21 protein-coding genes are annotated in these 25031 nt (G+C 70.8%); 7 read left to right on the forward strand and 14 right to left on the reverse strand.

Annotated features, from left to right (window positions below; translation table 11 throughout):
• Window positions 1-277: 277 nt before the first annotated feature.
• The 7 genes from ACFE6Z_RS05430 to ACFE6Z_RS05460 all read right to left on the reverse strand — a co-directional run bounded on the left by ACFE6Z_RS05430 (window position 278) and on the right by ACFE6Z_RS05460 (window position 6779).
• Window positions 278-1135: an alpha/beta hydrolase gene (locus ACFE6Z_RS05430; protein ID WP_375384695.1), complete on the reverse strand. Its 858-nt coding sequence runs from the start codon at window positions 1133-1135 to the stop codon at window positions 278-280.
• A gap of 1 nt (window position 1136) precedes the next feature.
• Window positions 1137-2291 (reverse strand): mannitol-1-phosphate 5-dehydrogenase, encoded by a 1155-nt coding sequence (locus ACFE6Z_RS05435; protein ID WP_375384696.1) that lies wholly within the window; start codon window positions 2289-2291, stop codon window positions 1137-1139.
• Complete coding sequence (locus ACFE6Z_RS05440; RefSeq protein WP_375384697.1) at window positions 2291-2728, reverse strand: PTS sugar transporter subunit IIA; 438 nt, start codon at window positions 2726-2728, stop codon at window positions 2291-2293. Before ACFE6Z_RS05440 ends, ACFE6Z_RS05435 begins: the two co-directional genes overlap by 1 nt.
• Before the next feature lie 123 nt (window positions 2729-2851).
• Window positions 2852-4408 carry a PTS mannitol transporter subunit IICB gene (locus ACFE6Z_RS05445; RefSeq protein ID WP_375384698.1) on the reverse strand — a complete coding sequence of 519 codons (1557 nt, stop codon included), beginning with the start codon at window positions 4406-4408 and terminating at the stop codon, window positions 2852-2854.
• A complete protein-coding gene (ptsP, locus tag ACFE6Z_RS05450) occupies window positions 4405-6111 on the reverse strand; it encodes a phosphoenolpyruvate--protein phosphotransferase (protein WP_375384699.1) in 1707 nt (568 codons plus the stop codon). Before ptsP ends, ACFE6Z_RS05445 begins: the two co-directional genes overlap by 4 nt.
• Window positions 6112-6115: 4 nt before the next feature.
• Window positions 6116-6391 carry an HPr family phosphocarrier protein gene (locus ACFE6Z_RS05455; RefSeq protein ID WP_375384700.1) on the reverse strand — a complete coding sequence of 92 codons (276 nt, stop codon included), beginning with the start codon at window positions 6389-6391 and terminating at the stop codon, window positions 6116-6118.
• 64 nt (window positions 6392-6455) lie between these two features.
• Window positions 6456-6779: a PTS sugar transporter subunit IIB gene (locus ACFE6Z_RS05460; protein ID WP_375384701.1), complete on the reverse strand. Its 324-nt coding sequence runs from the start codon at window positions 6777-6779 to the stop codon at window positions 6456-6458.
• Between the two features lie 162 nt (window positions 6780-6941).
• Between ACFE6Z_RS05460 and ACFE6Z_RS05465 the strand changes: the two genes are divergently transcribed.
• Window positions 6942-8882: a BglG family transcription antiterminator gene (locus tag ACFE6Z_RS05465; protein WP_375384702.1), complete on the forward strand. Its 1941-nt coding sequence runs from the start codon at window positions 6942-6944 to the stop codon at window positions 8880-8882.
• A 145-nt stretch (window positions 8883-9027) separates the two neighbouring features.
• Here the strand turns inward: ACFE6Z_RS05465 and ACFE6Z_RS05470 are convergent, their stop codons facing one another.
• From ACFE6Z_RS05470 to ACFE6Z_RS05480, 3 genes are all read right to left on the reverse strand, one after another.
• Window positions 9028-9612, reverse strand: coding sequence for a GNAT family N-acetyltransferase (locus ACFE6Z_RS05470; protein ID WP_375384703.1), 585 nt, complete (start codon window positions 9610-9612; stop codon window positions 9028-9030).
• A gap of 80 nt (window positions 9613-9692) precedes the next feature.
• Window positions 9693-11378, reverse strand: coding sequence for a phospho-sugar mutase (locus tag ACFE6Z_RS05475; RefSeq protein WP_375384991.1), 1686 nt, complete (start codon window positions 11376-11378; stop codon window positions 9693-9695).
• A gap of 395 nt (window positions 11379-11773) precedes the next feature.
• Window positions 11774-12601 carry a purine-nucleoside phosphorylase gene (locus ACFE6Z_RS05480; protein WP_375384704.1) on the reverse strand — a complete coding sequence of 276 codons (828 nt, stop codon included), beginning with the start codon at window positions 12599-12601 and terminating at the stop codon, window positions 11774-11776.
• Between the two features lie 134 nt (window positions 12602-12735).
• On the opposite strand from ACFE6Z_RS05480, the gene ACFE6Z_RS05485 reads away from it, so the two are divergent.
• Window positions 12736-14187 (forward strand): NAD(P)H-quinone dehydrogenase, encoded by a 1452-nt coding sequence (locus tag ACFE6Z_RS05485; RefSeq protein WP_375384705.1) that lies wholly within the window; start codon window positions 12736-12738, stop codon window positions 14185-14187.
• A gap of 527 nt (window positions 14188-14714) precedes the next feature.
• Here ACFE6Z_RS05485 and ACFE6Z_RS05490 read toward each other — a convergent pair.
• Window positions 14715-16481: an acetyl/propionyl/methylcrotonyl-CoA carboxylase subunit alpha gene (locus ACFE6Z_RS05490; RefSeq protein ID WP_375384706.1), complete on the reverse strand. Its 1767-nt coding sequence runs from the start codon at window positions 16479-16481 to the stop codon at window positions 14715-14717.
• A 95-nt stretch (window positions 16482-16576) separates the two neighbouring features.
• A complete protein-coding gene (locus ACFE6Z_RS05495) occupies window positions 16577-17221 on the reverse strand; it encodes a Maf family protein (protein ID WP_375384707.1) in 645 nt (214 codons plus the stop codon).
• 55 nt (window positions 17222-17276) lie between these two features.
• Here ACFE6Z_RS05495 and ACFE6Z_RS05500 point away from each other — a divergent pair, with 55 nt between their 5' ends.
• Genes ACFE6Z_RS05500 through ACFE6Z_RS05515 form a run of 4 tightly spaced genes read left to right on the forward strand, consistent with a single transcriptional unit; the run spans window position 17277 to window position 21572 of the window.
• Window positions 17277-18605: a class I SAM-dependent RNA methyltransferase gene (locus ACFE6Z_RS05500; RefSeq protein ID WP_375384708.1), complete on the forward strand. Its 1329-nt coding sequence runs from the start codon at window positions 17277-17279 to the stop codon at window positions 18603-18605.
• 9 nt (window positions 18606-18614) lie between these two features.
• Complete coding sequence (locus ACFE6Z_RS05505; protein ID WP_375384709.1) at window positions 18615-19280, forward strand: response regulator; 666 nt, start codon at window positions 18615-18617, stop codon at window positions 19278-19280.
• Window positions 19270-20523: an ATP-binding protein gene (locus tag ACFE6Z_RS05510; RefSeq protein WP_375384710.1), complete on the forward strand. Its 1254-nt coding sequence runs from the start codon at window positions 19270-19272 to the stop codon at window positions 20521-20523. Before ACFE6Z_RS05505 ends, ACFE6Z_RS05510 begins: the two co-directional genes overlap by 11 nt.
• Window positions 20520-21572 (forward strand): hypothetical protein, encoded by a 1053-nt coding sequence (locus ACFE6Z_RS05515; protein ID WP_375384711.1) that lies wholly within the window; start codon window positions 20520-20522, stop codon window positions 21570-21572. Before ACFE6Z_RS05510 ends, ACFE6Z_RS05515 begins: the two co-directional genes overlap by 4 nt.
• Before the next feature lie 461 nt (window positions 21573-22033).
• Here ACFE6Z_RS05515 and ACFE6Z_RS05520 read toward each other — a convergent pair whose 3' ends face one another.
• Together ACFE6Z_RS05520 and ACFE6Z_RS05525 are read right to left on the reverse strand one after the other, a co-directional pair.
• Complete coding sequence (locus ACFE6Z_RS05520) at window positions 22034-22300, reverse strand: acyl-CoA carboxylase subunit epsilon (protein WP_375384712.1); 267 nt, start codon at window positions 22298-22300, stop codon at window positions 22034-22036.
• Window positions 22297-23886: an acyl-CoA carboxylase subunit beta gene (locus ACFE6Z_RS05525; RefSeq protein ID WP_375384713.1), complete on the reverse strand. Its 1590-nt coding sequence runs from the start codon at window positions 23884-23886 to the stop codon at window positions 22297-22299. Before ACFE6Z_RS05525 ends, ACFE6Z_RS05520 begins: the two co-directional genes overlap by 4 nt.
• A 258-nt stretch (window positions 23887-24144) precedes the next feature.
• Between ACFE6Z_RS05525 and ACFE6Z_RS05530 the strand changes: the two genes are divergently transcribed.
• Complete coding sequence (locus ACFE6Z_RS05530) at window positions 24145-24939, forward strand: biotin--[acetyl-CoA-carboxylase] ligase (protein WP_375384714.1); 795 nt, start codon at window positions 24145-24147, stop codon at window positions 24937-24939.
• The last annotated feature ends 92 nt before the right edge of the window (window positions 24940-25031 follow it).

Below are 25031 nucleotides of genomic sequence, written 5' to 3' on the forward strand. Positions count from 1 at the left end.
TGGTGGTGGGGGACGGGCATGTCCGCCAGCTGGCTGACATGAACGGGGGATGCTGCCGCCGCGGGGGCCGCGAGGGTGCCCCGTGTCCGCGAGATGGTGGTGGGGGACGCCCATGTCCGCCAGCTGGCAGACATGAACGGGGATGCTGTCGCCGCGGGGGCCGCGAGGGTGCCCCGTGTCCGCGAGATGGTGGTGGGGGACGGGCATGTCCGCCAGCTGGCTGACATGAACGGGGGATGCTGCGGCCGCCGGGCAGATGGGCGGTGGGCGTCCGGCGCTACGGGCTGACGGACGCGGCGAACCCGCCGACGAGCTCGGTGAGCCGCGCCGTCATGTCAGCGTCGGAGATTGTCGGGTCTCCGTCGCCGGGCTGCGGGCCGTAGTCGCCGAACGACGCGTGACCGGCACCGGGAATCTCGACGAGCTGGGCATCGGCCGGAAGCAGGTGGCGGGCGTCCGCGATCTTGTCGGGAGTCGACAGGCCGTCGTCGGTGCCGGCGATGCTGAGCACCGGCACGGCGGAGTGCGACAGGTCGTTCGCGCAGTAACTGGCGAAGAGCACGAGCGCATCGGCGTCGGGGGCGAGCTGGCAGGCCTTCACTCCACCCAGCGAGTGCCCGCCCACCATCCAGGTGTCGATCCCGGGCGCGAGCGCGGTGAAGGTCGACAGCGGCCGGAGGTCGAAGAAGGCCAGGTTCAACCACGGCTTGGTGATGAAGACCGTCACGTTGTCTTCGGCGACGATGCCGGACAGCTTCGAGGAGTAGGCCCACGGATCGACCTTGGCGCCGGGGATGTAGACCAGTCCGACCGTCGATTCGCCCACGGTCGGAGAAAGCACGATGCCCTCAGGGTGATCCGTGATCGTGATCGCCGGATCGGCCTGCACGGCGGCGAGAGGGTCGGGCTCTGCGGCCATCACGCCGAGCTGGCTCCACACGAGCACGCCGACGACGGCTGCGATGAGCACGGCCGCGATAGCGCCGAGCGTCCACCACAGGATCCTCCAGCCGCGCCGGCGCCGTCGCGGCGCCGGCGCCGGCACGGACGCCGCCGACCCGTCCCCGTGATCCGGCCCCGGATCGTCGACAGGCGGCACAGGCGCGCCGCCATCGGCAGGCGGGGGAGTGGTCACCTCACGACTGTAGTTCGGCCTGCCTGTCGCGCACGACCGATTCGACCTGTGCGAAGAGCGGATGCTCGGGCTCGAGGCCCGTCACGGTCGCGGTGAACGTCGCTGCATCCTGTTCGCGCAGCATCCGCTGCATGTCGACCGACTGCGCGTCCGCGTCGTCATCGAAGGCCAGCGCGGCACCCACCGCAGACACGAGTGCCGAGGTGGCGAGGCTCCGTTCGGCTGCTTCGGCGGCAGGGCCGACGAAGCGCTCGTGGCGCGAGAGCTTGCGCAAGGGCTGCCGGCCGACGCGCCACACGGTGTCGGGCAGCTCGGGGTTGCGGAACCGCGCCAGGATCTTCCGTCGATAGTCGGCCTGCACGACGGGGTCGAGCTCGTGCTTGGCCACCAGCAGCGCCGAGGTCTCTTCCAAGGCGGCCTCGACCTGGGCGGCGATCGCCGCGTCTGCCAGCACGTCGGAGATCTTCTCCACGCCGGCTTGCGCGCCGAAATAGGCGGCGGTCGCGTGACCGGTGTTGACCGTGAAGAGCTTTCGCTCGATGTAGGGTGTGAGGTCGTCGACGAAGTGCGCGCCGGGGATGTGCGGCGGCTCGTCGCCGAACGGGGGACGCTCGATCGCCCACTCGTAGAACGGCTCGACGGTGACATCCACGCCGCCGCCCTCGGGCTGGCCCGGAACGATGCGATCGACGGCGGTGTTGGCGAACACGGCACGTGCCGCGAGGGCATCCCACGCCTCGCCGGCGAGTTCCCGCACCGCGTCGCGCAGCACGTCCGTGGCATTGATCGCGTTCTCGCACGCCATGATCTGCAGCGGCGGCGACGACGGATCGCGCAGGGCGAGCCCTGCGACGATGTGCGGGGCGACGAACTTGAGGATCGTGGGGCCTACGGCGGTGGTGACGACGTTCGCGCCCGCGATCTCGTCGATCACCTCGTCGGGGTGCGTCGCGCTGTTGATCGCACGGAACCCGGTGACCATCGTGTCTCCACCCCCCTCGCCGACGGCGTGCACGGTGTATTCGTCGACCGCGTTGATGGCATCGACCAGGGGGGCCGCGACATCCGAGAACACCAGCTCATAGCCGCCTTCGTGCAGCAGGAGCCCGACGAATCCGCGACCGATGTTGCCCGCCCCGAAGTGGACCGCCTTCATCAGACGCCCGAGGCCGAGACGAGGGCGTACAGCTCGTCGGCGGTACCGGCCGCCTTCAGCTTGGCCACCTCGTCGTCATCGGAGAAGAGGACCGCGATCTGCGAGAGGATCTCGAGGTGCTCGTCGCCCTTGCCCGCGATGCCCACCACGAACGTGACCGGTTCTCCGCCCCAGTCGACACCGCCGTCGTAGCGCACGACCGACAGCGCCGATTCGAGGATCGTCGATTTCGTCTCGTTCGTGCCGTGGGGGATGGCCAGCTCGTTGCCCATGTAGGTCGACACGGTCACTTCGCGCTGCTGCATCGCGTCGTAGTAGGCACTGGTCACGGCACCCACCGCCTCGAGGATGTCGGCGGCCTCCTTCATCGCCTCCTCGCGCGTCGCGCCGCCGGAGTGGATGCGGACCTGGCCGATGCTCAGGACGTCACGTGCCATTTCATTCGCCTTTCGTAGGGGGATGCCGCGGCCCCCGCGGCCGCGGAAGACTCAGGGGTGGTGCAGGCAGAGGCTGTGGAGACGGGGGCGTCGCGCCACCCGTCCCCACAGCGGTCTCAGGGCCTACGCACCATCCTTGTGCTGCTCGCGCACGAGTTCCACGACCTCTTCGTACTTCGGCGAGTTCATGAAGTTGTCGACCGAGACGTGCACCGAGTTGGGCGATTTTGCGCGTGCGCGGTCGGTCAGCTGGTTCTGCGTGATGACCAGGTCGGCCGTGCCGTCCAGGGCGGCGATCGCCTGGTTGACGACCGTGACCCCTTCGATGCCGGCCTTCTTGATCTTGTTGCGCAGAACGCTCGCGCCCATCGCCGACGACCCCATGCCCGCGTCGCACGCGAACACGATGTGGTTGATCTCCCGCTCGGTCAGGACGGCAGGCTCGATGCCGCCTCCCGCCGAGGTAGCTGCCGCGCCGCGCAGGCTGCCGAGCGCGTCGGAGGACTTGCCCTTCGCCGCCTCGGTCTGCGTGATCGCCGCGCCGAAGGCGTCGTCGGTCACCGCCATCGCCGCGAGGTCGCGCTTGCGGGATGCGCGCAGCAACAGCGCCGCGAGGATGAACGTCACCCCCGCCGAGAGGATCACCGACAGGATGACGGCGAAGTACGAACCACTCGCCGTCTGGGCGAGGACCGCGAGGATCGAGCCCGGGGCCGCGGGCGCACGCAGGGCGCCGCCGAGGAGCATGTTCGTGGTGACGCCGGTCATGCCACCGCCGATGAGAGCCAGGATCAGGACGGGCTTCATGAGGGCGTACGGGAAGTAGACCTCGTGGATGCCGCCGACGAACTGGATCAGCGCCGCGCCAGGAGCAGAGGCGCGCGCGGCGCCGATGCCGAAGAACGCGAACGCGAGCAGCAGGCCGAGGCCCGGACCGGGGTTCGCCTCGAGCAGGAACAGGATCGAGGATCCGCTTTCGGCGGACTGCTGGATCCCGAGCGGTGTCAAGACGCCGTGGTTGATCGCGTTGTTCAGGAACAGCACCTTCGCCGGCTCGATCACGATGCTCGTCAAAGGCAGGAGGTTCGCCGCGACCAGCCAGTTGACGGCGTTGCTGAGAACCTGCATGAGCCCGTTGACGAGCCATGCGATCGGGTAGAAGCCCACGACCGCCATCACGAAGCCCCAGATGCCGGCGGAGAACATGTTCACGAGCATCTCGAAGCCCGACCTGATCTTGCCGTCCCACAGACTGTCGAGCCACTTCATCGTGTAGGCCGCGATCGGCGCCATGATCATCGCGCCGATGAACATGTGGACCTGCCCGAGCTGGTTGTCGGCGGGCTGGGTCGCGTTGATGTTCGCGATGAGCAGGTCCGAACCCGCGATCGCGCCCATCGTGGCGATCGAGGCGACGACGCCACCGCGGATGCCGTAGACGATGTTGCCACCGGTGTAGGCGATGATGATCGGCAGCAGATAGTGGATGAACGGCCCGACGATCGTCGACAGGTCGGCGTTGGGCGTGAAGCCGGCCTTGATGAAGAACGCGGTGAAGATTCCCCACGCGATGAGCGCGGGGATGTTCGGCATGATCATGCCGGACAGGAACGTGCCGAAGCGCTGGACTCCGACCCGTACCTTGCTTGCGCCCGGTGCGGGCGTCGACGTCATTGTCATGAGACGGTCTCCTTCTGGGTGATGGTGGTGGCGGTGGTAGCGGCCTGACGGGCCGCATCTCGGGCGGAGGCCGCGTCATCTGCGGCCAGGGCGGCCTCGGCGACGTTACGGGCGTCGTCGAGGGAGTGTTGCAGGAGGCTGGCGCGCACGTCGGCCAGCGCCGTGGGTGCCATCGACAGGCTGGTGGCGCCGAGGCCGACCAGCACGACGGCCAGGAGCGGATCGGCCGCGGCCTCGCCGCAGATACCGACCGGCTTGCCGTGCAGGCGCCCGGCGTCGCCGACCTCGCGGATGAGGCGGAGCACCGCGGGGTGCCACGGATCCTGGAACGACGCGACCGACCCGAGCAGGCGGTCGGCCGCCATCGTGTACTGGGTGAGGTCGTTCGTGCCGATCGAGGCGAAGTCGGCGTGGGCGAGCACCCGGTCGGCGAGCAGGGCCGAAGAAGGCACCTCCACCATGACGCCCGCGGTGCGGATGCCGTAGTCCCGCGCGAGCGCGGTGAAGTAGGTCGTCTCCTCGACGGTGGCCACCATCGGTGCCATGACCCACAGGTCGGCCGGGCCTTCCGCAGTTGCGCGGGTCGCCGCATCCGCTTCGGCCAGCGCCGTCAGCTGCTCGCGCAGGATGTCTTCGCTCGCGCGGAGCGCGCGGATGCCGCGAAGACCCAGTGCGGGGTTCTCCTCGTGCGCATCGTTGAGGAACGGCAGCGGCTTGTCGGCACCGGCGTCGAGCACCCGCACCACGACCTTCTTGCCGGGGAACGCCGACAGGAGCGCGGTGTACGACTCCTTCTGCTGGTCGATGGTCGGTGCGCTCCCCGAGCTCAGGAAGAGGAATTCGGTGCGGAAGAGGCCCACGCCTTCTGCACCGAGGGCCACCGCCTCGGCGGCGCCCGCGGGGTTGCCGAGGTTCGCGAGCAGCGGGATCGGGGTGCCGTCAGCCAGAGCGCCGGGCGTGATCGGTGCGGATGCAGCCGAGGCGCGGGCTTCGGCGCGGTTCTGCGCCCGCTCGAGCTCTTCGGGCGTCGGCGATGTCGTGACGACGCCGGCCGCAGCATCCACGATCACCGTCTCGCCGTCGACGAGGTCCTTCGCGGAGGCGACCCCCACGACGGCGACAATCGACTTCTCGCGGGCGAGGATCGCGGTGTGCGAGGTGGGCCCGCCCTCGGTGGTCACCAGGCCCAGCACCTTGTCGAGATCCAGCAGGGCGGTGTCGGCGGGCGCGAGGTCTTTGGCGACGAGGATGAACGGATGCCCGGGGTCGGGCACGCCCGGAGCCGGCACGCCTCGCAGACGTGCGATCACGCGCTGGGCCACATCGTCAAGGTCGGCCGCGCGCTCTCCGAGGTAGCCGCCCATCGCCGACAGGGTGTCGCGGAACGCGGCGAACGCGTCGAAGACGGCGAACTCGGCGGTCTTGCCCGCGCCGATCCTGGCGTCGATCTCGGCTTCGAGGCTCGGGTCTTCGGCCATCATCGCCTGGGCCTCGAGCACGTCCTGCGCGGCGCCGCCGGCCTGCGCTCCGCGCGCCTCGAGCTCGCGAGCGACCGCGGCGACGGCGTCGCGCACCCGTGCCGACTCCTCCGCCGCCGATGCGGTGCTCGGGGCATCGCTCGGCGCCGGCAGCGGCTCGGCCATCCGGGCGATCGGGCCCTGGGCGACGCCGAGGCCGATTCCGACCCCTCTGAGTTCTGCCATGTCTTTACTCCGCGTCGTGATCGGTCGTGAGCAGTTCGCTCAAGGTGTCAAGGAGCCTTTCGGCGCCGTCGCCGTCTGCGGTGAGAGTGACGTAGTCGCCCTGCTCGACCCCGAGCGCGATGACGCCCAGGATGCTGGCCGCGTTCACGGGCTTGCCCGCGTCCTTGGTGATCGTCACGGGCACGCCGGAGTCTTTCGCGGCCTGCGCGAACAGCTTGGCCGGCCGCGCATGCAGGCCGTGCGACGAGCCGATGCGCACCGTGCGGGTGAGCTGAGCCATGTCGATTCCTCTTCCTCGTGTGTGTGAGCGTCGTGTTCGACGCGGTGCCTGGGATGTTCGTGGGTCAGGTGGCGAGCGGGTCGGGGCTTCCGATCGCGTCGCTTACGAGCTGGAGCGTCCGCGTGCCGTCGAGATCCGTGAAGATGTCGGCCGGCAGCAGCACCACCGTCGTTCCGCGTGCGAGTGCATCCCTGCGGATGCGCTCGAGAGCATGGGATAGATGCGGACCCACCAGCACGACGTCTGCGCCGTCCAGATCTATCGGCAGCGAGAGCTCGGTGCCGGCGAAGGCCGAGTACGGCAGGCCGCGGTCCTGAGCGGCATGACGCACGCGCTGCGCCACGAATGTGCTCGATGCTCCCGCACCGCAGACCACGAGGATCCTCATCGATCCGCCTCCATGGGTCCATTCTTGTGAAAACGCTGAGAGCCGACAACCAGTGTTGTTTCCGCCCCTGCGGAATGCACTCTCCTGCCCCGGCCGCACGGGCGGTGGGGCGTGGTTGACTGGGGGCGGCGCTCGAGGACGGCGCGGACCACGGAGGACGACGTGACCAGAGCGCGACAGGATCGCCTGCTCGGGATCCTCTCGCGCGAGGGCGAACGGGCCACCGAATGGATCACCGCCGCGACGCTCGCCGATGCCCTCGGGGTCACTCCGCGCAGCATCCGCTCGTACGTCACCGCCGTCAACGCGCGCGTCGCTTCGGGCGCCGCGATCGAGTCAGGACCGCTCGGCTATCGCGCCGGGGTGGACGCGTCGGCCGCGCTGCGCGTGGGATCCGGAGGGGATGCCGGAACCCCGCGCGATCGCCTGCACACCGTGGTGCGGTCGCTCCTGGACACCCCCGACGGCATCGACGTGTTCGAGACGGCCGAGCGCCTGCATGTGAGCCCCGCGACCGTCGACGCCGATCTCGCGCGCGTGCGTGGACTGCTCGGGGGTACCGAGCTCACGCTGGAACGCTCGGCCGCACGGGCACGCCTGCGCGGCACCGAGATGGCGCAGCGGCGGCTGTTGAGCAGGCTCGCGCACGACGAGATGGACGCCGGGTCGTTCGACCTCGACGCGCTCCGCCGCACGCTCGGGGTCGGATCGGTCGGCGCGCGCGCCTTCGGACCGTTCAAGACCGACATGGTCGCCGAGCTCGGCGCGCTCGGCTACTTCGTCAACGAGTTCGGCATCGGCGACGTCGTCATGCACATCGCGATCGCCGCCGATCGCGTGCAGCGCGGGCGCGGGCTGGACGTACCGACGCTGGACGAGACGGCGTCGCAGCGCGAGATCGGCGAGATCATCGACCGTCTGGCCCTCCGCCACCTCGACGTGCAGCTGGGCGCCGGCGATCGCCAGCACCTCGCCACGCTCGTGCTCACGAGGGTTGTCGCCCCCGGAGCATCCGCTCCGTCGGAGGATGCGCGTGCACGGCTCGAGCCCGACGTCGCGAACGCGGTCCGCGATGTGGTGACGCTCGCCGCGTCCGAGTTCCTCGTCGACATCGCCCACGAGGATTTCGTCCTCCGCCTCGCCCTGCACGTGCAGAATCTGCTGCACCGCTCGCGCGAGCAGGCCTGGTCGCGCAATCCGCTGACCCGGTCGCTCAAATCGACCTACCCGATGATCTTCGAGGTCGCGGTGTTCATCGCGAGCGGGCTGCAGGAGCGCCTGGGCATCCCGCTCCTGGACGATGAGATCGCCTACATCGCGATGCACGTCGGCGGCCGGCTCGAACGCAGCAGGCGCGCCGACCAGCTGCTCACCGCGACGATCGTCTGCCCCGGCTACTACGAGCTGCACGAACTGCTGCGCTCGAGCGTCGACCGCTCGCTCGGTCAGGCGATCGAGGTCGTCGGCGTCGAGACGCGCGTCGACCCCGAGTGGGAGGCGATCGACACCGACCTGGTGCTCTCGACGATCGACCCGCCCGCCGCGAGCGACCGGATCGTGCGCATCCAGCCGTTCCTCACCGACACCGACATCGAACGCGTGCAGGCCGCGGCGGGTCGCATCCGGCGCGGCAGGCGCCTGGCGCGCCTGCGCACCGAGCTCGAGCGGTACTTCGACCCCCGGGCGTTCGTGCGCGGACTGGATGCCGAGCACGGCGAAGACGCGGTGATCCGGCGCCTGGGCGGCCTGCTCGTGGACGGCGGCGTGATCGATCAGGACTATGTCGAGCGGACCATCCAGCGCGAGGCGCTGTCGTCGACCGCGTTCACCGATGCGCTCGCCGTGCCGCACGCGCTGGGGATGACGGCGACGCGCACCGCGATCGCGATCGGCCTGGCCGATCCGTCGATCCCGTGGGGCGAGGCGCGCGTGCAGGTCATCGCGATGGTGGCGTTCTCCGAGACCGACCGCGAGGCGTTCCAGACCGTGTTCGAGCAGTTCGTCGAGGTCTTCTCCGAGCGAGACAGCGTGCAGCGGATCGTCCGCCGCGGCACCGACTTCGCCGGGTTCCTCGACGAGCTCGTCGCCGTCATCGACGGCTGAGGCGCTGTCCAGTCCTGGCCGCGTGTCCGGGAGTGTGTCGTCCGGCGCACGCATGTCCGCCAGCTTGCGGACATGGGTGGGACGCGTGAGGGTGCCGGCCGAATGCGGGCTCTCTCCTGCGAGTGACGGATGCTGCGGCATCCGCTCACCGACGGCTGAGGCGCTCCTCGAGGCCGCGCCGCACCGCGGGCCACTCGTGGGGGAGGATCGAGTACACCACCGTGTCGCGGAGCGTGCCGTCCGGGCCCAGCCGGTGGTTGCGCAGCACCCCGTCGCGCTTCGCGCCGAGGCGTTCGATCGCGGCCCGCGACTGGCGGTTGTGCCAGTGCGTGCGCAGCTCCACCGCGATCGCGTCGCACGCCTCGAACGCGTGGGCCAGGAGCAGCACCTTGGCCGCCGGGTTGACTGCCGTGCCCTGCGCTTGCACCCCGATCCAGGTGTGCCCGATCTCGACGTGCCGGTTGCGCTGGTCGATGTTGCAGAACGTCGTCATGCCCACGACGCGGCCGGTGTCGAGCCGGCGGATCGCCCACGGGTTCATCGATCCCTCGTCGCGCCATGTCAGGCGCTGGGCGATGTCGGCGTCGATCGCGTCGGGGGTCGGCACTGATGTGTACCAGGCGTGCTCGAGCCCCACCGCGGCGACGGCGAGGTCACCGGCGTGCACGGTGGTCAGCGGCTCGAGCCGAACGAACGCATTCTCGAGGGTGACCGGGGCGGTGAGGTCCATACGCCGAGCCTACGAGGTGGGCGGCGGGCATCTGGAAGGATGCCTGGGGCCCGAGTAGCCCCGGCGGGCCGTTCGCCGCATCACGAACCCGATTCATCGTTCGACGTGTCCGGCGCCGCCGCGCTACTCGCGTCCAGCAGCTCGCGCGCGCCCGCGGAGAGCGCCGAGATCCGGGCCGCGGCCTCGCCCGCCGACTCCCCACGGACGTCGAGGTACACCTTGAGCTTCGGTTCGGTGCCGCTGGGCCGCACGATCACTCGCGACCCGTCGGCGAGCCTGAAGCGCAGCACGTCTGCGGGCGGGAAGCCGTCGGCGCCCTCGATCAGGTCGTCGACGCTCACGACCTCCACATCGGCGATGCGTTCGGGATGCTGCGCCCGCAGCGCCGCCATGATCCGCGCGATCACGGACACATCGTCGACCCGCAGCGACACCTGGTCGCTGTCGAAGAAGCCGAACGTCGCCCCGAACTCTTCGAGGAGCTCGGGGATGCCCGCGCCGCGCCCCCGCGCCTCTGACACGAGGCCGAGCATCGCGACCGCCGCCGAGATGCCGTCCTTGTCGCGCACCGTGCCGGGGTTGACGAGGTAGCCGAGGGCCTCTTCGAAGCCGTAGACGATCCCCGGCGCGCGCGAGATCCACTTGAAGCCGGTGAGGGTCGTGTGGAACGCCAGCCCGTAGTGATCGGCGACCGCCTGCAGCCCCGGAGACGACACCAGCGAGCACGCCAGGGACGCGTCGCCGGTCGCGCCGAGTTCGCTCGCGTGACGTGCCGCCTGCCAGCCCAGCAGAAGGCCGATCTGGTTGCCGGTCAGGCGCCGCCAGCCCCCGTCCACTCCGGCATCGGGGATCGCGACCGCCAGCCGATCGGCATCCGGGTCGTTCGCGATGACCAGTTCGGCGCCCACCGAGCGGGCGAGCTCGAACGCGAGGTCCATCGCCCCCGGCTCTTCGGGGTTCGGGAAGGCGACGGTCGGGAATACGCCGTCGGGCTCGATCTGCGCGGCGACGAGGTGGGGGGCGGGGTAGCCCGCAGCATCCACGATTCGCGACAGGGTCTCCCAGCCCACCCCGTGCATGGCGGTGTAGACCCAGTTGAGGTCGGCTGCGCCGCCCGGTGCCGGAGCGACCTCGACCGTCGCTGCGACGTAGTCGGCCACCAGCGTCTCGGGCGCGGTCTGGTAGGCGACCGAGCGGGGGAGCACGGCGATGTCGCCGCCCGCGGCGACGCGGTCGATGTGCGCGGCGATCGCGGCGTCGGCGGGTGCGACGATCTGCGAGCCTTCGTCAGCGCCGCCGAGGTAGACCTTGTAGCCGTTGTCGTTCGGGGGGTTGTGGCTCGCGGTCACCATCACGCCGGCGTCGGCGCCCAGCGCGCGGACGGCGTAGGCGAGCACCGGGGTCGGCAGCAGTCGCGGCAGCACGATGGTCCGAAGCCCCGCGCCGGCGAACAGCTCGGCGGAGTCGATAGCGAACACACGCGAATTGCGCCGCCCGTCGTAGCCGACGATCACGGTCGGGGCCGCGGCATCCCCCGCCCTCTCGCGCAGGTATGCGGCGAGGCCCGCCGCGGCCTGCGCGACGAGCACCCGGTTCATGCGGTTGCTGCCCGCGCCGAGCTCGCCGCGGAGCCCCGCGGTGCCGAACGCGAGTCGCGCGGCGAAACGGTCGGCGAGAGCATCGGATGCCTCGGCATCGCCCCGCTCGGAACCGTCGATGAGGGCGCGCAGTTCGGCGCGGGTCTCGCCGTCGGGGTCTTGCGCCAGCCACGCGCGCGCGGTCGTGAGGAGGTCGGGGGCGGAGTCGGGCGCGGCTTCCGGGGCCGGCGGCTCCTCGGGCTCGGACTCTCGCTCGGCTTCCGCGGTGGGCGGCTCCTCGGGTTCGGGCTCGGGCTCGGGCTCGGGCTCGGGCTCCGGCTCGGGCTCGGGCTCAGCTTCGAGCTCTACCGGCGGCTCCTCGAGCTCTACCGGCACCTCTTCGAGCTCTACCGGCACCTCTTCGAGCTCTACCGGTGTCTCGGCGACCTCGGATGCGGCTTCCGGCTGGGCGACAGCATCCTCTCGACCATCGTCGAAGGAATCGGTCAGCACCGGCGTCTCAGGCCCGACGCCCGCGCGCTCGGCGGCGCGGGCGAGCTTGGCGGCCTTGCGCTCCGCCTTGCTCACAGTGCCCCGATCACGCGCGCCAGCAGGTCGGAGATGACCGGCTCGGCCTCGCGTCCCGCCTCGATCACCTCTTGGTGGCTGAGCGGAGTGGTCTGGATTCCGGCGGCCATGTTGGTGATCAGCGAGAAGCCCAGGACGTCCATGCCCGCCTGCCGGGCGGCGATGGCCTCGAGCGCCGTCGACATGCCGACGATGTGGCCGCCGATCGTCTTGGCCATCTGCACTTCGGCGGGCGTCTCGTACTGGGGCCCGCGGAACTGGCAGTACACGCCCTCGTCGAGGCTCGGGTCGATCGTGCGCGCGAGGTCGCGCAATCGCAGGGTGTACAGGTCGGTGAGGTCGATGAAGGTCGCGCCCTCGAGTGGCGACGCGCCGGTGAGGTTGATGTGGTCGCTGATCAGCACGGGCGTCCCGGGCTTCCAGTGCGACTTGATCCCGCCCGCGCCGTTGGTGAGCACCATCGTGCGGGCCCCGGTGGCCGCGGCCGTCCGCACGCTGTGCACGACGCGGCGGGGTCCGTGACCCTCGTAGAAGTGGGTGCGGGCGCCGATCACGAGCACCCGCTTGCCGCGCGGCGTGAGGACGCTCCGGAGCGTGCCCACGTGCCCCTCGAGCGCCGGCGCGCTGAATCCTGTCACATCGGTCGCCGCGATCGTGGCCGTGGTCTCGCCGACCAGCTCGGCCGCGCGTCCCCAGCCGCTCCCGAGCGTGAGGGCGATGTCGTGCCGCTCGACGCCGGTCAGGCGTGCGATGTCGGCGGCAGCGTCCGCCGCGATCGCGAACGGATCGGCGGCGGGATCGTCGAGAGGATTCGTGTCTGACATGCCCCTACCTTAGGAACGCCCGGCCGTCAGGGCCAGCAGCGGCGGGTCGCCGGTTCGGGCACGATCCCCGGCGCGGGTCATGGGGAGCCGGCCGCAGGTCATGAGGAGGCGGCCGCACCGGGCAGAATGGTCGCATGTCGTTGAGCTTCGAGAACACGCAGAGCGTCGCGATCATCGGCGGCGGACCCGGCGGGTACGAAGCGGCGCTGGCCGCGGCTCAACTCGGTGCCGAGGTCACGGTCGTGGAGCGGGCGGGCATCGGCGGCTCGGCCGTGATCACCGACGTCGTACCCTCCAAGACGCTGATCGCGACCGCCGACGCCGCCGTCGCCATCTCGCAGGCCGGCGACCTCGGAGTCCAGCTGTTCGCCCGCGGCGGCGAGGGCAAGCCGCTCAAGCCCGAGATCGCGATCAACCTCGCCGCGGTCAACAAGCGGCTCCTCTCGCTCGCCCGCCAGCAGTCCGACGACATGCGCGCCTCGCTCGTCGAGGCGGGGGTCCGCATCATCTCCGGCCATGGGCGACTCGACAGCGACAACGCCGTGGTCGTCTCGACGGGTTCAGGCGGGACCGACTTCGACCGCGTCGAGGCCGACACGCTGCTGATCTCGGTCGGCGCCTCGCCACGCGTGCTGCCGAGCGCCAAGCCCGATGGCGTGCGCATCCTCACCTGGACCCAGCTGTACGACATGACGACGCTCCCCGAGCACCTCATCGTGGTCGGGTCGGGAGTCACGGGGGCCGAGTTCGCGTCCGCCTACATGAACCTCGGCGCCAAGGTCACGCTGATCTCCAGTCGCGACCAGGTGCTTCCCGGTGAAGACACGGATGCTGCGGCCGTCCTCGAGCGGGTGTTCAAGCGCGGCGGGATGAACGTGCTGTCGAAGTCGCGCGCCGACAAGGTCGAGCGCGACGGCGACGGCGTGGTCGTGACCCTCGCGGACGGCCGCACGGTCGAAGGCAGCCACTGCCTGCTCGCCGTGGGGTCGATCCCGAACACCACGGGCATGGGATTGGAAGAGGCGGGCGTGCAAATGACCGCCTCCGGCCACATCCAGGTCAACAAGGTCGCGCGGACGTCCGTCCCGAACATCTACGCCGCGGGCGACTGCACGACATTCGTGCCACTGGCGTCGGTGGCATCGATGCAGGGGCGGACCGCGGTCTTCCACGCGCTGGGCGACGTCGTCATCCCGCTCGAGCGACGCCGCATCACCTCGAACATCTTCACCGCGCCCGAGATCGCCACCGTCGGCTGGCAGGAGAAGGACATCACCGACGGGCTCATCAACGGCGTCGTCCACAAGCTGCCTCTCGCGGCCAATCCGCGCGCGAAGATGATGGGCATCAAGGACGGGTTCGTCAAGCTCATCGCCCGCGAGGGCAGCGGTACCGTGATCGGCGGCGTGATCGTCGGGCCCCGAGCATCCGAACTGATCTATCCGATCGCGATCGCCGTCGAACGCCGCCTGACGGTCGACCAGGTCTCGCGTGTGTTCGCGGTGTACCCGTCGCTGTCGAGCAGCATCACGGATGCCGCGCGCGCGATGCACGTCGTCGACCACACGGTCTACGGCGGGGCCTGACCGCAGCCGGCGTGTCCGGGAGTTGGTCGTCTCGGGAGGTCGGTGGCCGTCGGGTGCCCGCGCTCAGGCGCCCGCGTCCGGGAGTTGGTCGTCCGGCGCGCTCATGTCCGCCAGCTGGTAGACACGGGATGCCGGGCCCGGCGGGTGCCCGCGCTCATGCGAACCCCGTGTCCGGGAGTTGGTCGTCCGCCGCGCTCATGTCCGCCAGCTGGTAGACACGGGATGCCGGGGCCGCCGGGCGCCCGCGCTCATGCGAACCCCGTGTCCGGGAGTTGGTCCGCCGGCGACCCCATGTCCGCCAGCTGGCTGACACGGGATGCCGGGCCCGCCGGGTGCCCGCGCTCACGCGAGTCGCGTGTCCGGGAGTTGGTCCTCCGGCGACCCCATGTCCGCCAGCTGGTAGACACGGGATGCCGGTGCCCGTCGCACGCCCGCGCTCATGCGAACCCCGTGTCCGGGAGTTGGTCCTCCGGCGCGCTCATGTCCGCCAGCTGGCTGACACGACCAGCGACGCCGGCCCGCCAGACCTAAGAGATCGTCAGCAGCTGGTGCCCGGCCGACACCGTCGTGCCGGGCGCGGCGTTGATCGCGCCGATCACGCCGTCCTTGTGGGCCTGGATCGGCTGTTCCATCTTCATCGCCTCGAGCACGACCACCAGGTCGCCCTTCACGACCGACTGCCCGTCCTCGACCGCGAGCTTGACGATCGTGGCCTGCATCGGCGCCTTCACCGCGTCGCCCGAGGCTCCGGCGCTCACGCTGGGTGCGTGCGAGCGGCGTGACGGCGGCACCGCGGCCGGTCGGCCACTGGTGGAGGTCGATCCCACGATGCGGTCGGGGAGGCTGACTTCCAGCCGCTTCCCGCCGACCTCGACGACCACAGTGTGCCGCGCCTCGGCGGCCTGCGGCGCTTCGAGCTCGCCGTCCCACGGCGGGATGTCGTTGACGAACTCGGTCTCGATCCAGCGCGTGTACACGCCGAACCGGCCGTCCTCGGCGGTGAAGGCCGGGTCGCGCACCAGCTTGCGGTGAAATGGCAGCACGGTCGGCAGCCCCGCCACTTCGAACTCGTCGAGCGCGCGTCGGGCCCGCTCGAGCGCCTCGGCGCGATCTCGGCCCGAGACGATGATCTTCGCCAGCAGCGAGTCGAACGCGCCGCTCACGCTGTCGCCCGCGGTCACCCCCGAATCGAGGCGGATGCCGGGGCCTCCGAACGTCTTGAAGACGTGGATCGGCCCGGGCTGCGGCAGGAACCCGCGGCCCGGGTCTTCTCCGTTGATCCGGAACTCGATCGAGTGGCCGACCGGCACGGGGTCGCCGTAGTCGAGCGTGCCGCCCTCGGCGATCCGGAACTGCTCGCGCACGAGATCGATTCCGGTCACCTCTTCAGAGACCGGATGCTCGACCTGCAGGCGCGTGTTCACCTCGAGGAAGGAGATCGTGCCGTCGGCGCCGACCAGGAACTCGCACGTTCCCGCTCCGACGTAGCCGACTTCGCGGAGGATGGCCTTGGACGACTCGTACAGCGTGCGGTTCTGCTCTTCGGTGAGGAACGGCGCCGGCGCTTCCTCGACGAGCTTCTGGTGCCGGCGCTGCAGCGAGCAGTCTCGCGTCGAGATCACGACGACGTTGCCCGCAGCATCCGCGAGGCACTGCGTCTCTACGTGCCGTGGCTTGTCGAGGTACTTCTCGACGAAGCACTCGCCGCGGCCGAAGGCGCTGATGGCCTCGCGGGTGGCCGACTCGAACAGCTCGGCGATCTCGTCCAGCTCGCGGGCGACCTTCAGGCCCCGGCCGCCGCCGCCGTACGCGGCCTTGATCGCGATGGGCAGGCCGAACTCGCGGGCGAACGCGACGACCTCGTCGGCGCCGTCGACGGGCCCGGGAGTACCGGGGGCCAGCGGTGCGCCGACCTTCTCGGCGACATGCCGGGCCGTGACCTTGTCGCCGAGCGCTTCGATCGCGTCGGGCGACGGGCCGATCCAGACCAGGCCCGCGCCGATGACCGCGCGGGCGAAGTCGGCGTTCTCGGCGAGGAAGCCGTATCCGGGATGCACGGCGTCGGCGCCGGAGCGCCGGGCGATCGACAGGATCTTCTCGATCGAGAGGTAGGTCTCGGCGCTCGTGGCGCCGCCGAGGGCGTACGACTCGTCGGCGAGCCTGGCGTGCAGGGCGTCACGATCCTGGTCGGCGTACACCGCGACCGAAGCCTTGCCCGAGTCGCGTGCGGCACGGATGATCCGGACGGCGATCTCGCCACGGTTCGCGATGAGGACCTTGGCAATCGAGGGCATGGAGGCCAGCCTATCCAGGTGAAGGCGGCGCCTTTTGACTGCTTCCCACAAGAAAGCCCGCGAAAGGTGTGGTTGAGTCTACGACTCAGTGCCCGTCAGACCCGGTTCCAGAGGTCGGTCCACGCGACGCCCACTTCGCCCGCGAGGCGCCGGACGGTCGAGAGCGACATGCCCACGACGGTCGACGGCTCGCCCTCGATGCGCTGTATGAACGCGCCGCCCAGGCTGTCGATCGTGAACGCACCCGCCACGTGCAGCGGCTCGCCGGTGGCGACGTACGCGGCGATCTCAGCATCCGTCACGTCGCTGCTGAACGAGACGGATGCCTCGGCCACCGCGTGCGCCTCGACCGGCGGTGCGCCGGGAGAGAGGCGCACGACGCTGTGTCCGGAGTGCAGCACGCCCGTGCGACCGCGCATCGCCCGCCAGCGGGCGGTCGCCGCCGCCGCGGTGTAGGGCTTGCCGAGCACCTCGCCGTCGAACTCGAACATCGAGTCTCCGCCGATCACGATGCCGTCGAATCGCGGATGCCGGGTCCCAACGGTCGCCGCGACATCGGCCGCTTTCCGCCGGGCGAGCAGCAGCACGTGATCGGCCGGCGCGAGCGGCCCCTGTGCCGCCTCGATCTCGGCGATGACCGCCTCTTCGTCGACGTCGGGCGCGCGCGTCTCCGGCTCGATCCCGGCCTGGCGCAGCAGCATGAGCCGAGCGGGCGAGGTCGAGGCGAGGCAGACGCGCATGGGTCAACGCTAGCCCGCCCTCCGGGCGCCGACGGGGGTGTGCGATGCTCGAAGCGTGAACCCCGGCGACATCATCGACCTCGAGATCACCGGCGTCGCGCACGGCGGGGTCTTCGTGGCGCGGCACGGCGCCGCCACCGACAGCCCCGGGCGGGTCGTCTTCGTCGCCGACGTGATCCCCGGCGAGAACGTGCGCGTGCGGTTGACCGATACGGGCAAGCAGTCGTTCTGGCGCGCCGAGGCGCTGGAGGTCGTGGATGCCTCGCCCCACCGCCGTCCGCACGTCTGGCGTGCCGCTGACATCGACGTGGCTCCGGAGGATCGCCCCGGCGGCGCGGAGTTCGGCCACATCGCGCTGGAGCATCAGCGCGACCTCAAGGAGCAGGTGCTCCGCGACTCGCTCGCCCGCATCGGCGGGCTGGACGTGCCCACCTCGATGCGTCCGCCCCTCGTTCCCGCGGGCGGGCCGGCCGAAGAGCCGGACGGCGCGGCCTGGCGCACCAGGATCAGCCTCCACGTCGACCGCGAGAGCAGGGTGGGTCCCTACGCCGCCCGCAGCCATCGCGTCATACCGGTCGATGACCTGCCGCTGGCCACCGCCGGGGTCGAATGGGTCGGCCTGGGGCTCACGACGGGAGCGCCGGGGCGCATCGACCTCGTGCAGCCGGCCGACGGCCGAGTGCGGGTCATCCCGCGCCCGGATCCGCCGCGCGCCGCCCGAGCACGCGGCGGGCGCAGGCCGCAGCATCCGATCGCGCCCGTCCCGCCCGAAGCGCATGAGGTGGTGCTCGAGCGGGTCGGCGATCGCGACTTCCGGGTCGACGCCGGCGGCTTCTGGCAGGTGCACCGCTTCGCCGCCCACTCGCTGACCCGGCTGGTCACGGGGGCACTGCAGGACGGTGCGCTCGTGGATCCGGATGCTGCGCACCTCGACCTCTACGGAGGCGTCGGCCTGTTCGCCGCGGCGATCGGCGATGTCGGTGGCGCGACGACCAGGGTGACCTCGGTGGAGTCCGACCCGCGGGCAACGCTCCACGCCGGCGAGAATCTCGCGGAGTGGGTCGGCGCGCGGGCCGAGACCGATCGCGTCGACCGGTTCGTCGCACGCCTGGCGGCGACCGCATCTGCCGCGGAGCGTGCGCGCCTGGCCCGCGGGGTCGTCGTCCTCGACCCGCCCCGTGCCGGAGCCGGCCGCGAGGTCGTCGAGGGTATCGCCGCGCTCGGCCCTGCGGCCGTCGTCTACGTCGCGTGCGATCCGGTCGCCCTGGCCCGAGACCTCGCGACATTCCGCTCGGCCGGCTACGAGACGCCTCGGGTGGACGCGGTCGACCTGTTTGCACACTCGCATCACCTCGAGGCGGTCGCGGTCCTGACCCGCGGATAGGCTGAGCCCATGACGACTCGGGTGGCGCTGATAGACGATCACGAGTCCGTTCGCCTCGGACTCGGGGCCGCGTGCGCCCGCGCGCACAAGACGGTGATCTTCTCGGGCGCGAACGTCGTGGACTACCTCGGCTGGCGGAGATCGAGCAAGTCGAGTCCTGCGGATGTCGTGGTCCTCGATCTGACCCTCGGAGACGGCACCACGATCACCGAGAACGTGCGCCGCCTCGTGGTCGACGGGTCGAGCGTGCTGATCCACTCCGTCGCCGATCGCCCCGCCGGAGTACGCGAGGCCCTGGTCGCCGGCGCCGCCGGCGTGATCAGCAAGTCCTCGCCCATCGACGAGGTGATCAGCGCCATCGGCACGGTCGCGCGCGGCGAGCCGCTCAACAACGTCGAGTGGGCCAGCGCCGTCGAAGGCGATCGCGCCTTCGCGGACGCGCAGCTCTCGGTGCGCGAGCGCGAAGTCCTGCGCCTGTACGCCGCGGGGCTGCCCCTGAAGATGGTCGCAGAGCGCCTCGGTGTGGCGTACTCCACCGCGAAGGAGAACATCACCCGCGTGCGGGTCAAGTACGTCGAGGTGGGCCGCCCTGCCCCGACGAAGGTCGATCTGCTGCGGCGCGCCATGGAAGACGGCATCGTGGGCCGGAGCGCGGGGGATGCCGGTGGCGGCTGACAGCGACCGCGCGGTCCTCGCCGACGCCTGGGGGCACATCCCCCAGTCGCGCGACACCACTGCCGGTCTCGGCTCGTTCACTCGCCGACGGATCGAGCGGATCATTGCGCCGGTGGTGGCGGCGGGGTGCATGGCACTCGGTGCGCAGGCTTTCCTTGCCGCGCTCGGCCCCGGCGATGAGCTGCCCGGCTGGCACATCCCGCTGATGGTCATGACGTTCGTGCCGCTGCTGGCGATGCTGATCGCGTGTTTCGTCGGGCGCGGCGTCGCGATCTTCGCGGGCGCGTTCGCTGTCATCTATGTCGTCGCGCTCCTCCTGTGGCCGTTCGCCACTGCGGGAATGCCGTCCGATCCGGTCGTCGAACCGTGGATCTGGTACCTCGTCACGGTGGCGACCGTCTCGGCCGTGCTCGCCTTCCGCTTGTCGCTGCAGATCCTCTGGGCGGTGATGGTTCCGCTCCTGTTCGGTCTCGTGCGGCTCATTCAGGGCAGCTTCGGCGTGGAGTACTGGATCGCGGTCGGACTCGACGTGTCGTTCGCACTGATCCTCGGTGGGGTGCTGCTGGGCGTGGGGTGGGTGTTCCGGGGCGTCGCGACCAACGTCGACGAGACCCGTGCCCGCGCCGTCTCCTCCTATGCGGGCGCGGCCGCGGCAGACGCCGCCGAGCAGGAGCGCGTCGCGGTCGCAGCGCTCATGCACGACAGTGTGCTCGCCGCCCTCATCGCGGCCGCGCGGGCGACCTCGCCCCGCGAGCGTCAGCTCGCCGTCGGTATGGCGCAGGAAGCGCTGACGCGTCTGGCCAACACCGAGCAGGAAGCGGGGGAGGGCAGCGACGAGCCACGGGATGCTGCAGCTCTTGCCGACGCGGTCGCCCGCGGTGCCGCCGACCTGGGTGTGGAGGGCCCGGTCACCCGATCGATCGACCCGGCCACGCCGGTCGTGCCCGGCCGGGTGGCGAGGGCGCTCGTGCTCGCCGCCATGCAGGCGATCGCGAATTCGATCGAGCACGTCGACGGCGTCGGCCTGCACGTCGACGTCGCGAGCACGCATGCACCCGGCGGGGTGCGCATCGACGTGAAGGACACCGGCGGAGGCTTCGACCTCGACCAGGTGCCCGACGACAGGCTCGGCATCCGGGCGTCGATCATTGCCCGGGTGGCCGCTGTCGGCGGCACATCCGAGATCGTCACGAACGCGCACGGCACGACGGTGACGCTCGAGTGGAAGCATCCGATCACGTGATCAGCGTCCGCCAGGTCCTCACCGCGCTCGGTTTCGCGTTCACCGCGTACCTGGCCGGCCGGGGTCTGTACTGGACGGGCCCGGTGCAGTACCCGTTGGTCATGATGGCGACGCTGGGACTGTACCTGCTCACCGCGTGGCTGTGTCTCTTCTGGTACCGCCGCCCAACCGAGGCCGACGCCGGGCCTGGGGACGGGATCCCCTCGCCGGAGCGCCTGCCCGCATGGGCGTGCGTGATGGCGCTGGCTGCCGCGCTGCTCGCCCCGACGACGATCGCGCTCGCCGTCGGACCGAATGCCCGCACCGCCCCCTACGCGACGTGGGCGATCGGCGGCATCGGGGTGCTCATGGTGATCGTCATGGTGCGCCGGCGCCCGTGGGTTGCCTGGGCAGGCATCGTGATCATGGGCGTGGAGAGCATGATCTGGATGGGCGCCATCCCCGCACTCGCGCTCGGTTTGGTGGGGTCGATCGTGTGGGTGGCGGGCACCCAGGTCATGATCGTGCTGCTGGACCGCGCCGCCCTCGACACCGCGCACCTGGCGACCCTGCAGCGCGCGGCGTCGGCCTGGCAGGCGTCGCAGACCGTGCGGCAGCGGGAACGCCGGCTGCAGGTGCAGCGTGCGCTCGTCGTCGCGGGCCCCGTGCTGACGCGCACCGTCGCATCAGGCGGTGAGCTCGACGAAGCCGATCGCATCGAGGCGCGCATCGCCGAGGGGCGCCTGCGCGACGAACTGCGCGGACCGCGGCTCCTCGACGACGACGTGCGGGCTCAGCTCGATGCCGTCCGGCGTCGCGGCACGGCCGTCACCGTGCTCGACGAGGGGGGACTCGAAGGTCTCGACGAGAAGTCGCTCGCCCTGATCCGCTCGCGCCTGGCCGACACGCTGCGCACGGCGAGCTCCGACCGGCTGTACATCCGCACGTCTCCGCACGAGCGGATCGCCGTGACGGTGGTGGGGCGCTCCGGGGCGGGCTCGGGGCTGTCGGAAGAGGATGCGGTCGACCTGTGGGCCGAGATCCCGCATGCGGTCGACGACGACCGCTGAGCTCCGACCCAAGCCACTCTTCCCCGCCCCGGCGGGGGAGGGAAAAACCGGGGCGGGGAAGCGTGAACGAAGGAGGCGAGGGGCGGCGAAGCCGCCCGCCCCTCGCCCGGCGGACGATTACCCGAAAACCGTCCGCGTGGCCGAACCTGGCTCGACAACCCTGCAGTCGAGCAGGCTGACCGAACGCAAGAAGCGTTCCAGCTCATCCAGTATCGAACACCGTCCGATCCGCGTCTGTAGGTACTTTGGGGGACACCGAATCCGAGCTCCGCAAGGTTTTCGCGGCCTTCGGGGGGATCTCGATACGCTCGCAAGCTCGCTACTCGATCACCGCGGCCCTGCGGCAAGCTCGCCACTCGATCACCGCAGGGATGCGGCGAGCTCGCTACTCGATTACCGCGGCCCTGCGGAGGTCGAGTAGGCGCGCCAGCGCCGTATCGAGACCCCAACGCCTGACCGCGTCAGCAGGCGGAGCGGCTCCAGCCCAGCTCGCGACGCAGCGGAGCGCGCAGCGCGCGCTGCGACACGCCCCACGCCGACATGCCACGCGAATCGTCGGCGACCGCGGCAGCCGCCTCGCGGGCGTAGGCGTCCGACACGACGGCTGTCAGCGCGGCCAGCTCCTCGGGCGTGGGGTCGCCGCGGCGCACGCCGATCGACAGTTCGTCGGCGCTCGGAGTCTCGTCGGCGGCGGGCGCAGCATCCATCCCCATCGTCGTGACGGTCATAGCGGGATGTTGCCGTGCTTCTTCGGCGGCATGCTCGCCCGCTTGCCGCGCAGCGAGCGCAGCGCCTTCGCGATAGCGACGCGGGTCTGCGCGGGTTCGATGATGCCGTCCAGTTCGCCGCGCTCGGCGGCCAGGAAGGGGGATGCGACGTTGTAGGTGTACTCGTTGGCCAGGCGCGTGCGTACTGCCGCGACATCCTCGCCGGCCTCTTCGGCGCGCTTGATCTCGCCCCGGTAGAGGATGTTGACCGCGCCCTGGCCGCCCATCACCGCGATCTCAGCGGTCGGCCACGCGAGGTTGACGTCGGCGCCGAGCTGCTTGGATCCCATCACGATGTACGCGCCGCCGTAGGCTTTGCGGAGGATCACCGTGACGAGGGGAACCGTCGCCTCGGCGTAGGCGTACAGCAGCTTCGCGCCGCGGCGGATGACGCCGGTCCACTCCTGGTCGGTGCCGGGCAGGTAGCCGGGCACATCCACGAGGGTGACGATCGGGATCGAGAACGCGTCGCAGAACCGCACGAAGCGGCTGGCCTTCTCACCGGCCTCGATGTTGAGGGTGCCTGCCATCTGCGACGGCTGGTTCGCGATGATGCCGACCGAGCGCCCCTCGATGCGGCCGAAGCCGATCACGATGTTCGGCGCGAACAGCGGCTGGACCTCGAGGAACTCCTCGCCGTCGACGAGGTGGCGGATGACGAAGTGGATGTCGTAGGGCTGATTGGGCGAGTCGGGGATGATCGTGTTCAACGCGCGATCGGCGTCGGTCGTCTCGAACTCGAAGTTCGACTCGTACACCGGCAGCTCGGCCATGTTGTTGTCGGGGAGGAACCCGACCAGGGTGCGGACATAGTCCAGCGCGTCGTCCTCGTCTTCGGCGAGATAGTGCGCGACCCCCGAGCGGGTGTTGTGCGTGTACGCGCCGCCGAGCTCTTCCATGCCGACGTCCTCGCCGGTGACCGTCTTGATGACGTCGGGGCCGGTCACGAACATCTGGCTCGTCTTGTCGACCATCACCACGAAGTCGGTGAGGGCGGGTGAGTACACCGCGCCCCCCGCGGCGGGGCCCATGATGATCGAGATCTGCGGGATGACACCGGATGCCGCGGTGTTCAGCCGGAAGATCTCGCCGTACTTGCCGAGGGCCACGACACCCTCTTGGATGCGGGCACCGCCGGAGTCGAGCATCCCGATGATCGGCATGCCACCGCGGATGGCGTACTGCATGATCTTGATGATCTTGTCGCCGGCGACCTCGCCGAGCGAGCCGCCGAAGGTAGTGAAGTCTTGCGCGTACACGGCGACCGTACGGCCCTGGATCGTGCCGACGCCCGTGACGACAGAGTCGCCGTAGGGCCTGCTGCGGTCCATGCCGAACGCGGTGGTCCGGTGGCGGACATACTCGTCGAACTCGACGAAGCTGCCCTGATCGAGCAGCAGCGCGATGCGCCGACGGGCGGTGAGCTTGCCCTTGGCCTCCTGCTTGCCGTGGGCGACCGCTTCGGCGTCCACCACGGCCTCGGTGTAGCGCGCGCGAAGGTCGGCGATCTTGCCGGCGGTGGTGAAGAGGTCGGGCTGATCGGTCACGCGTTCCACCCTAGCGGCGGGCTTCGCGCGCGCGTTGGAGGGTGCGTACAAGCACTTGCGGGATCCGCTGTGGATTGTCCCGCGGGGTGTGTCGACGCGAGCGACGTCGTTCGCACCATCTGCACCGGAACTCGGGCGAGCAAGAGCCGTACAAGTGGACTTCCGTCCCATCCGTCGCAAAGCGTCCTGCAGACGGCGCACCGCCACCGGCCATGTCAAGGCCGCGATGCTCTGCGCGACGCCGCGTAGGGTGTGGGCATGCCGATCCCCTCCGCGGGCTACCCCCGCTCCGCCGCCGTCAGCCCCCGCGTGCAGGTCGTCGAGACGACCGGCTCGACCAACGCCGATGTCGTGGCCGGCGTCGTCGCCGATCCGGACGGATGGCCGCACCTCTCGCTCGAACTGACCACCGACCAGCGGCACGGCCGCGGGCGGCTGGACCGCACATGGACGGCCCCTCCCGGCACCGCCCTGGCCGTGTCGGTGGCCGTGCAGGTGGGCGGCATCCCGATCGCCAGCCGCGGGTGGATTCCGCTGATCGCCGGAGCGTCGATGACCCGCGCCGTCGCTGCGCAGGTGCGCGGCACCGGTCACTCCGCGGGTCTGAAGTGGCCCAACGACGTCCTGATCGACGGGGCGAAGATCTGCGGGATTCTCGCCGAGGCCGTGGCGGGGCATCCCGATGTCGTCGTGATCGGGTCGGGCGTGAACACGACCATGTCGGCGGCGGACCTGCCGGTCGCCACGGCCACGTCGTTCGCCGCGCTCGGCCGCGAGGTCGACGACGACGCGCTGGTGGCGGCGTACCTGACCGCGCTCGACGAGCAGCTGACGGCGCTCGCCGCGGCGCACGGAGACGCGGCAGCGGCGGGAGTCCTCGGCGAGATCGAGGCGTTGTGCACGACGATCGGCTCCGACGTGCGGGTCGCCCTGCCCGGCGGCGCGACACTCGAGGGTCGCGCCCAGCGGATCGACCCGGAGGGCCGGCTCGTGGTCGTCGCCGGCGACGTCGAGACCGCGGTGGCCGCCGGCGACGTGGTGCACGTGCGCTGAGGCGTGCGCTGAGCCGCCGCGCTGACCTCTCCCCGCGGGAAGGCGGCGTGGGACGGCGGCGTGGGGCGGCGATGGTGTCGGCGCCCCGCGGC

It is taken from the genome of uncultured Microbacterium sp. (assembly GCF_964244775.1).
Classification (GTDB): Bacteria; Actinomycetota; Actinomycetes; order Actinomycetales; family Microbacteriaceae; genus Microbacterium.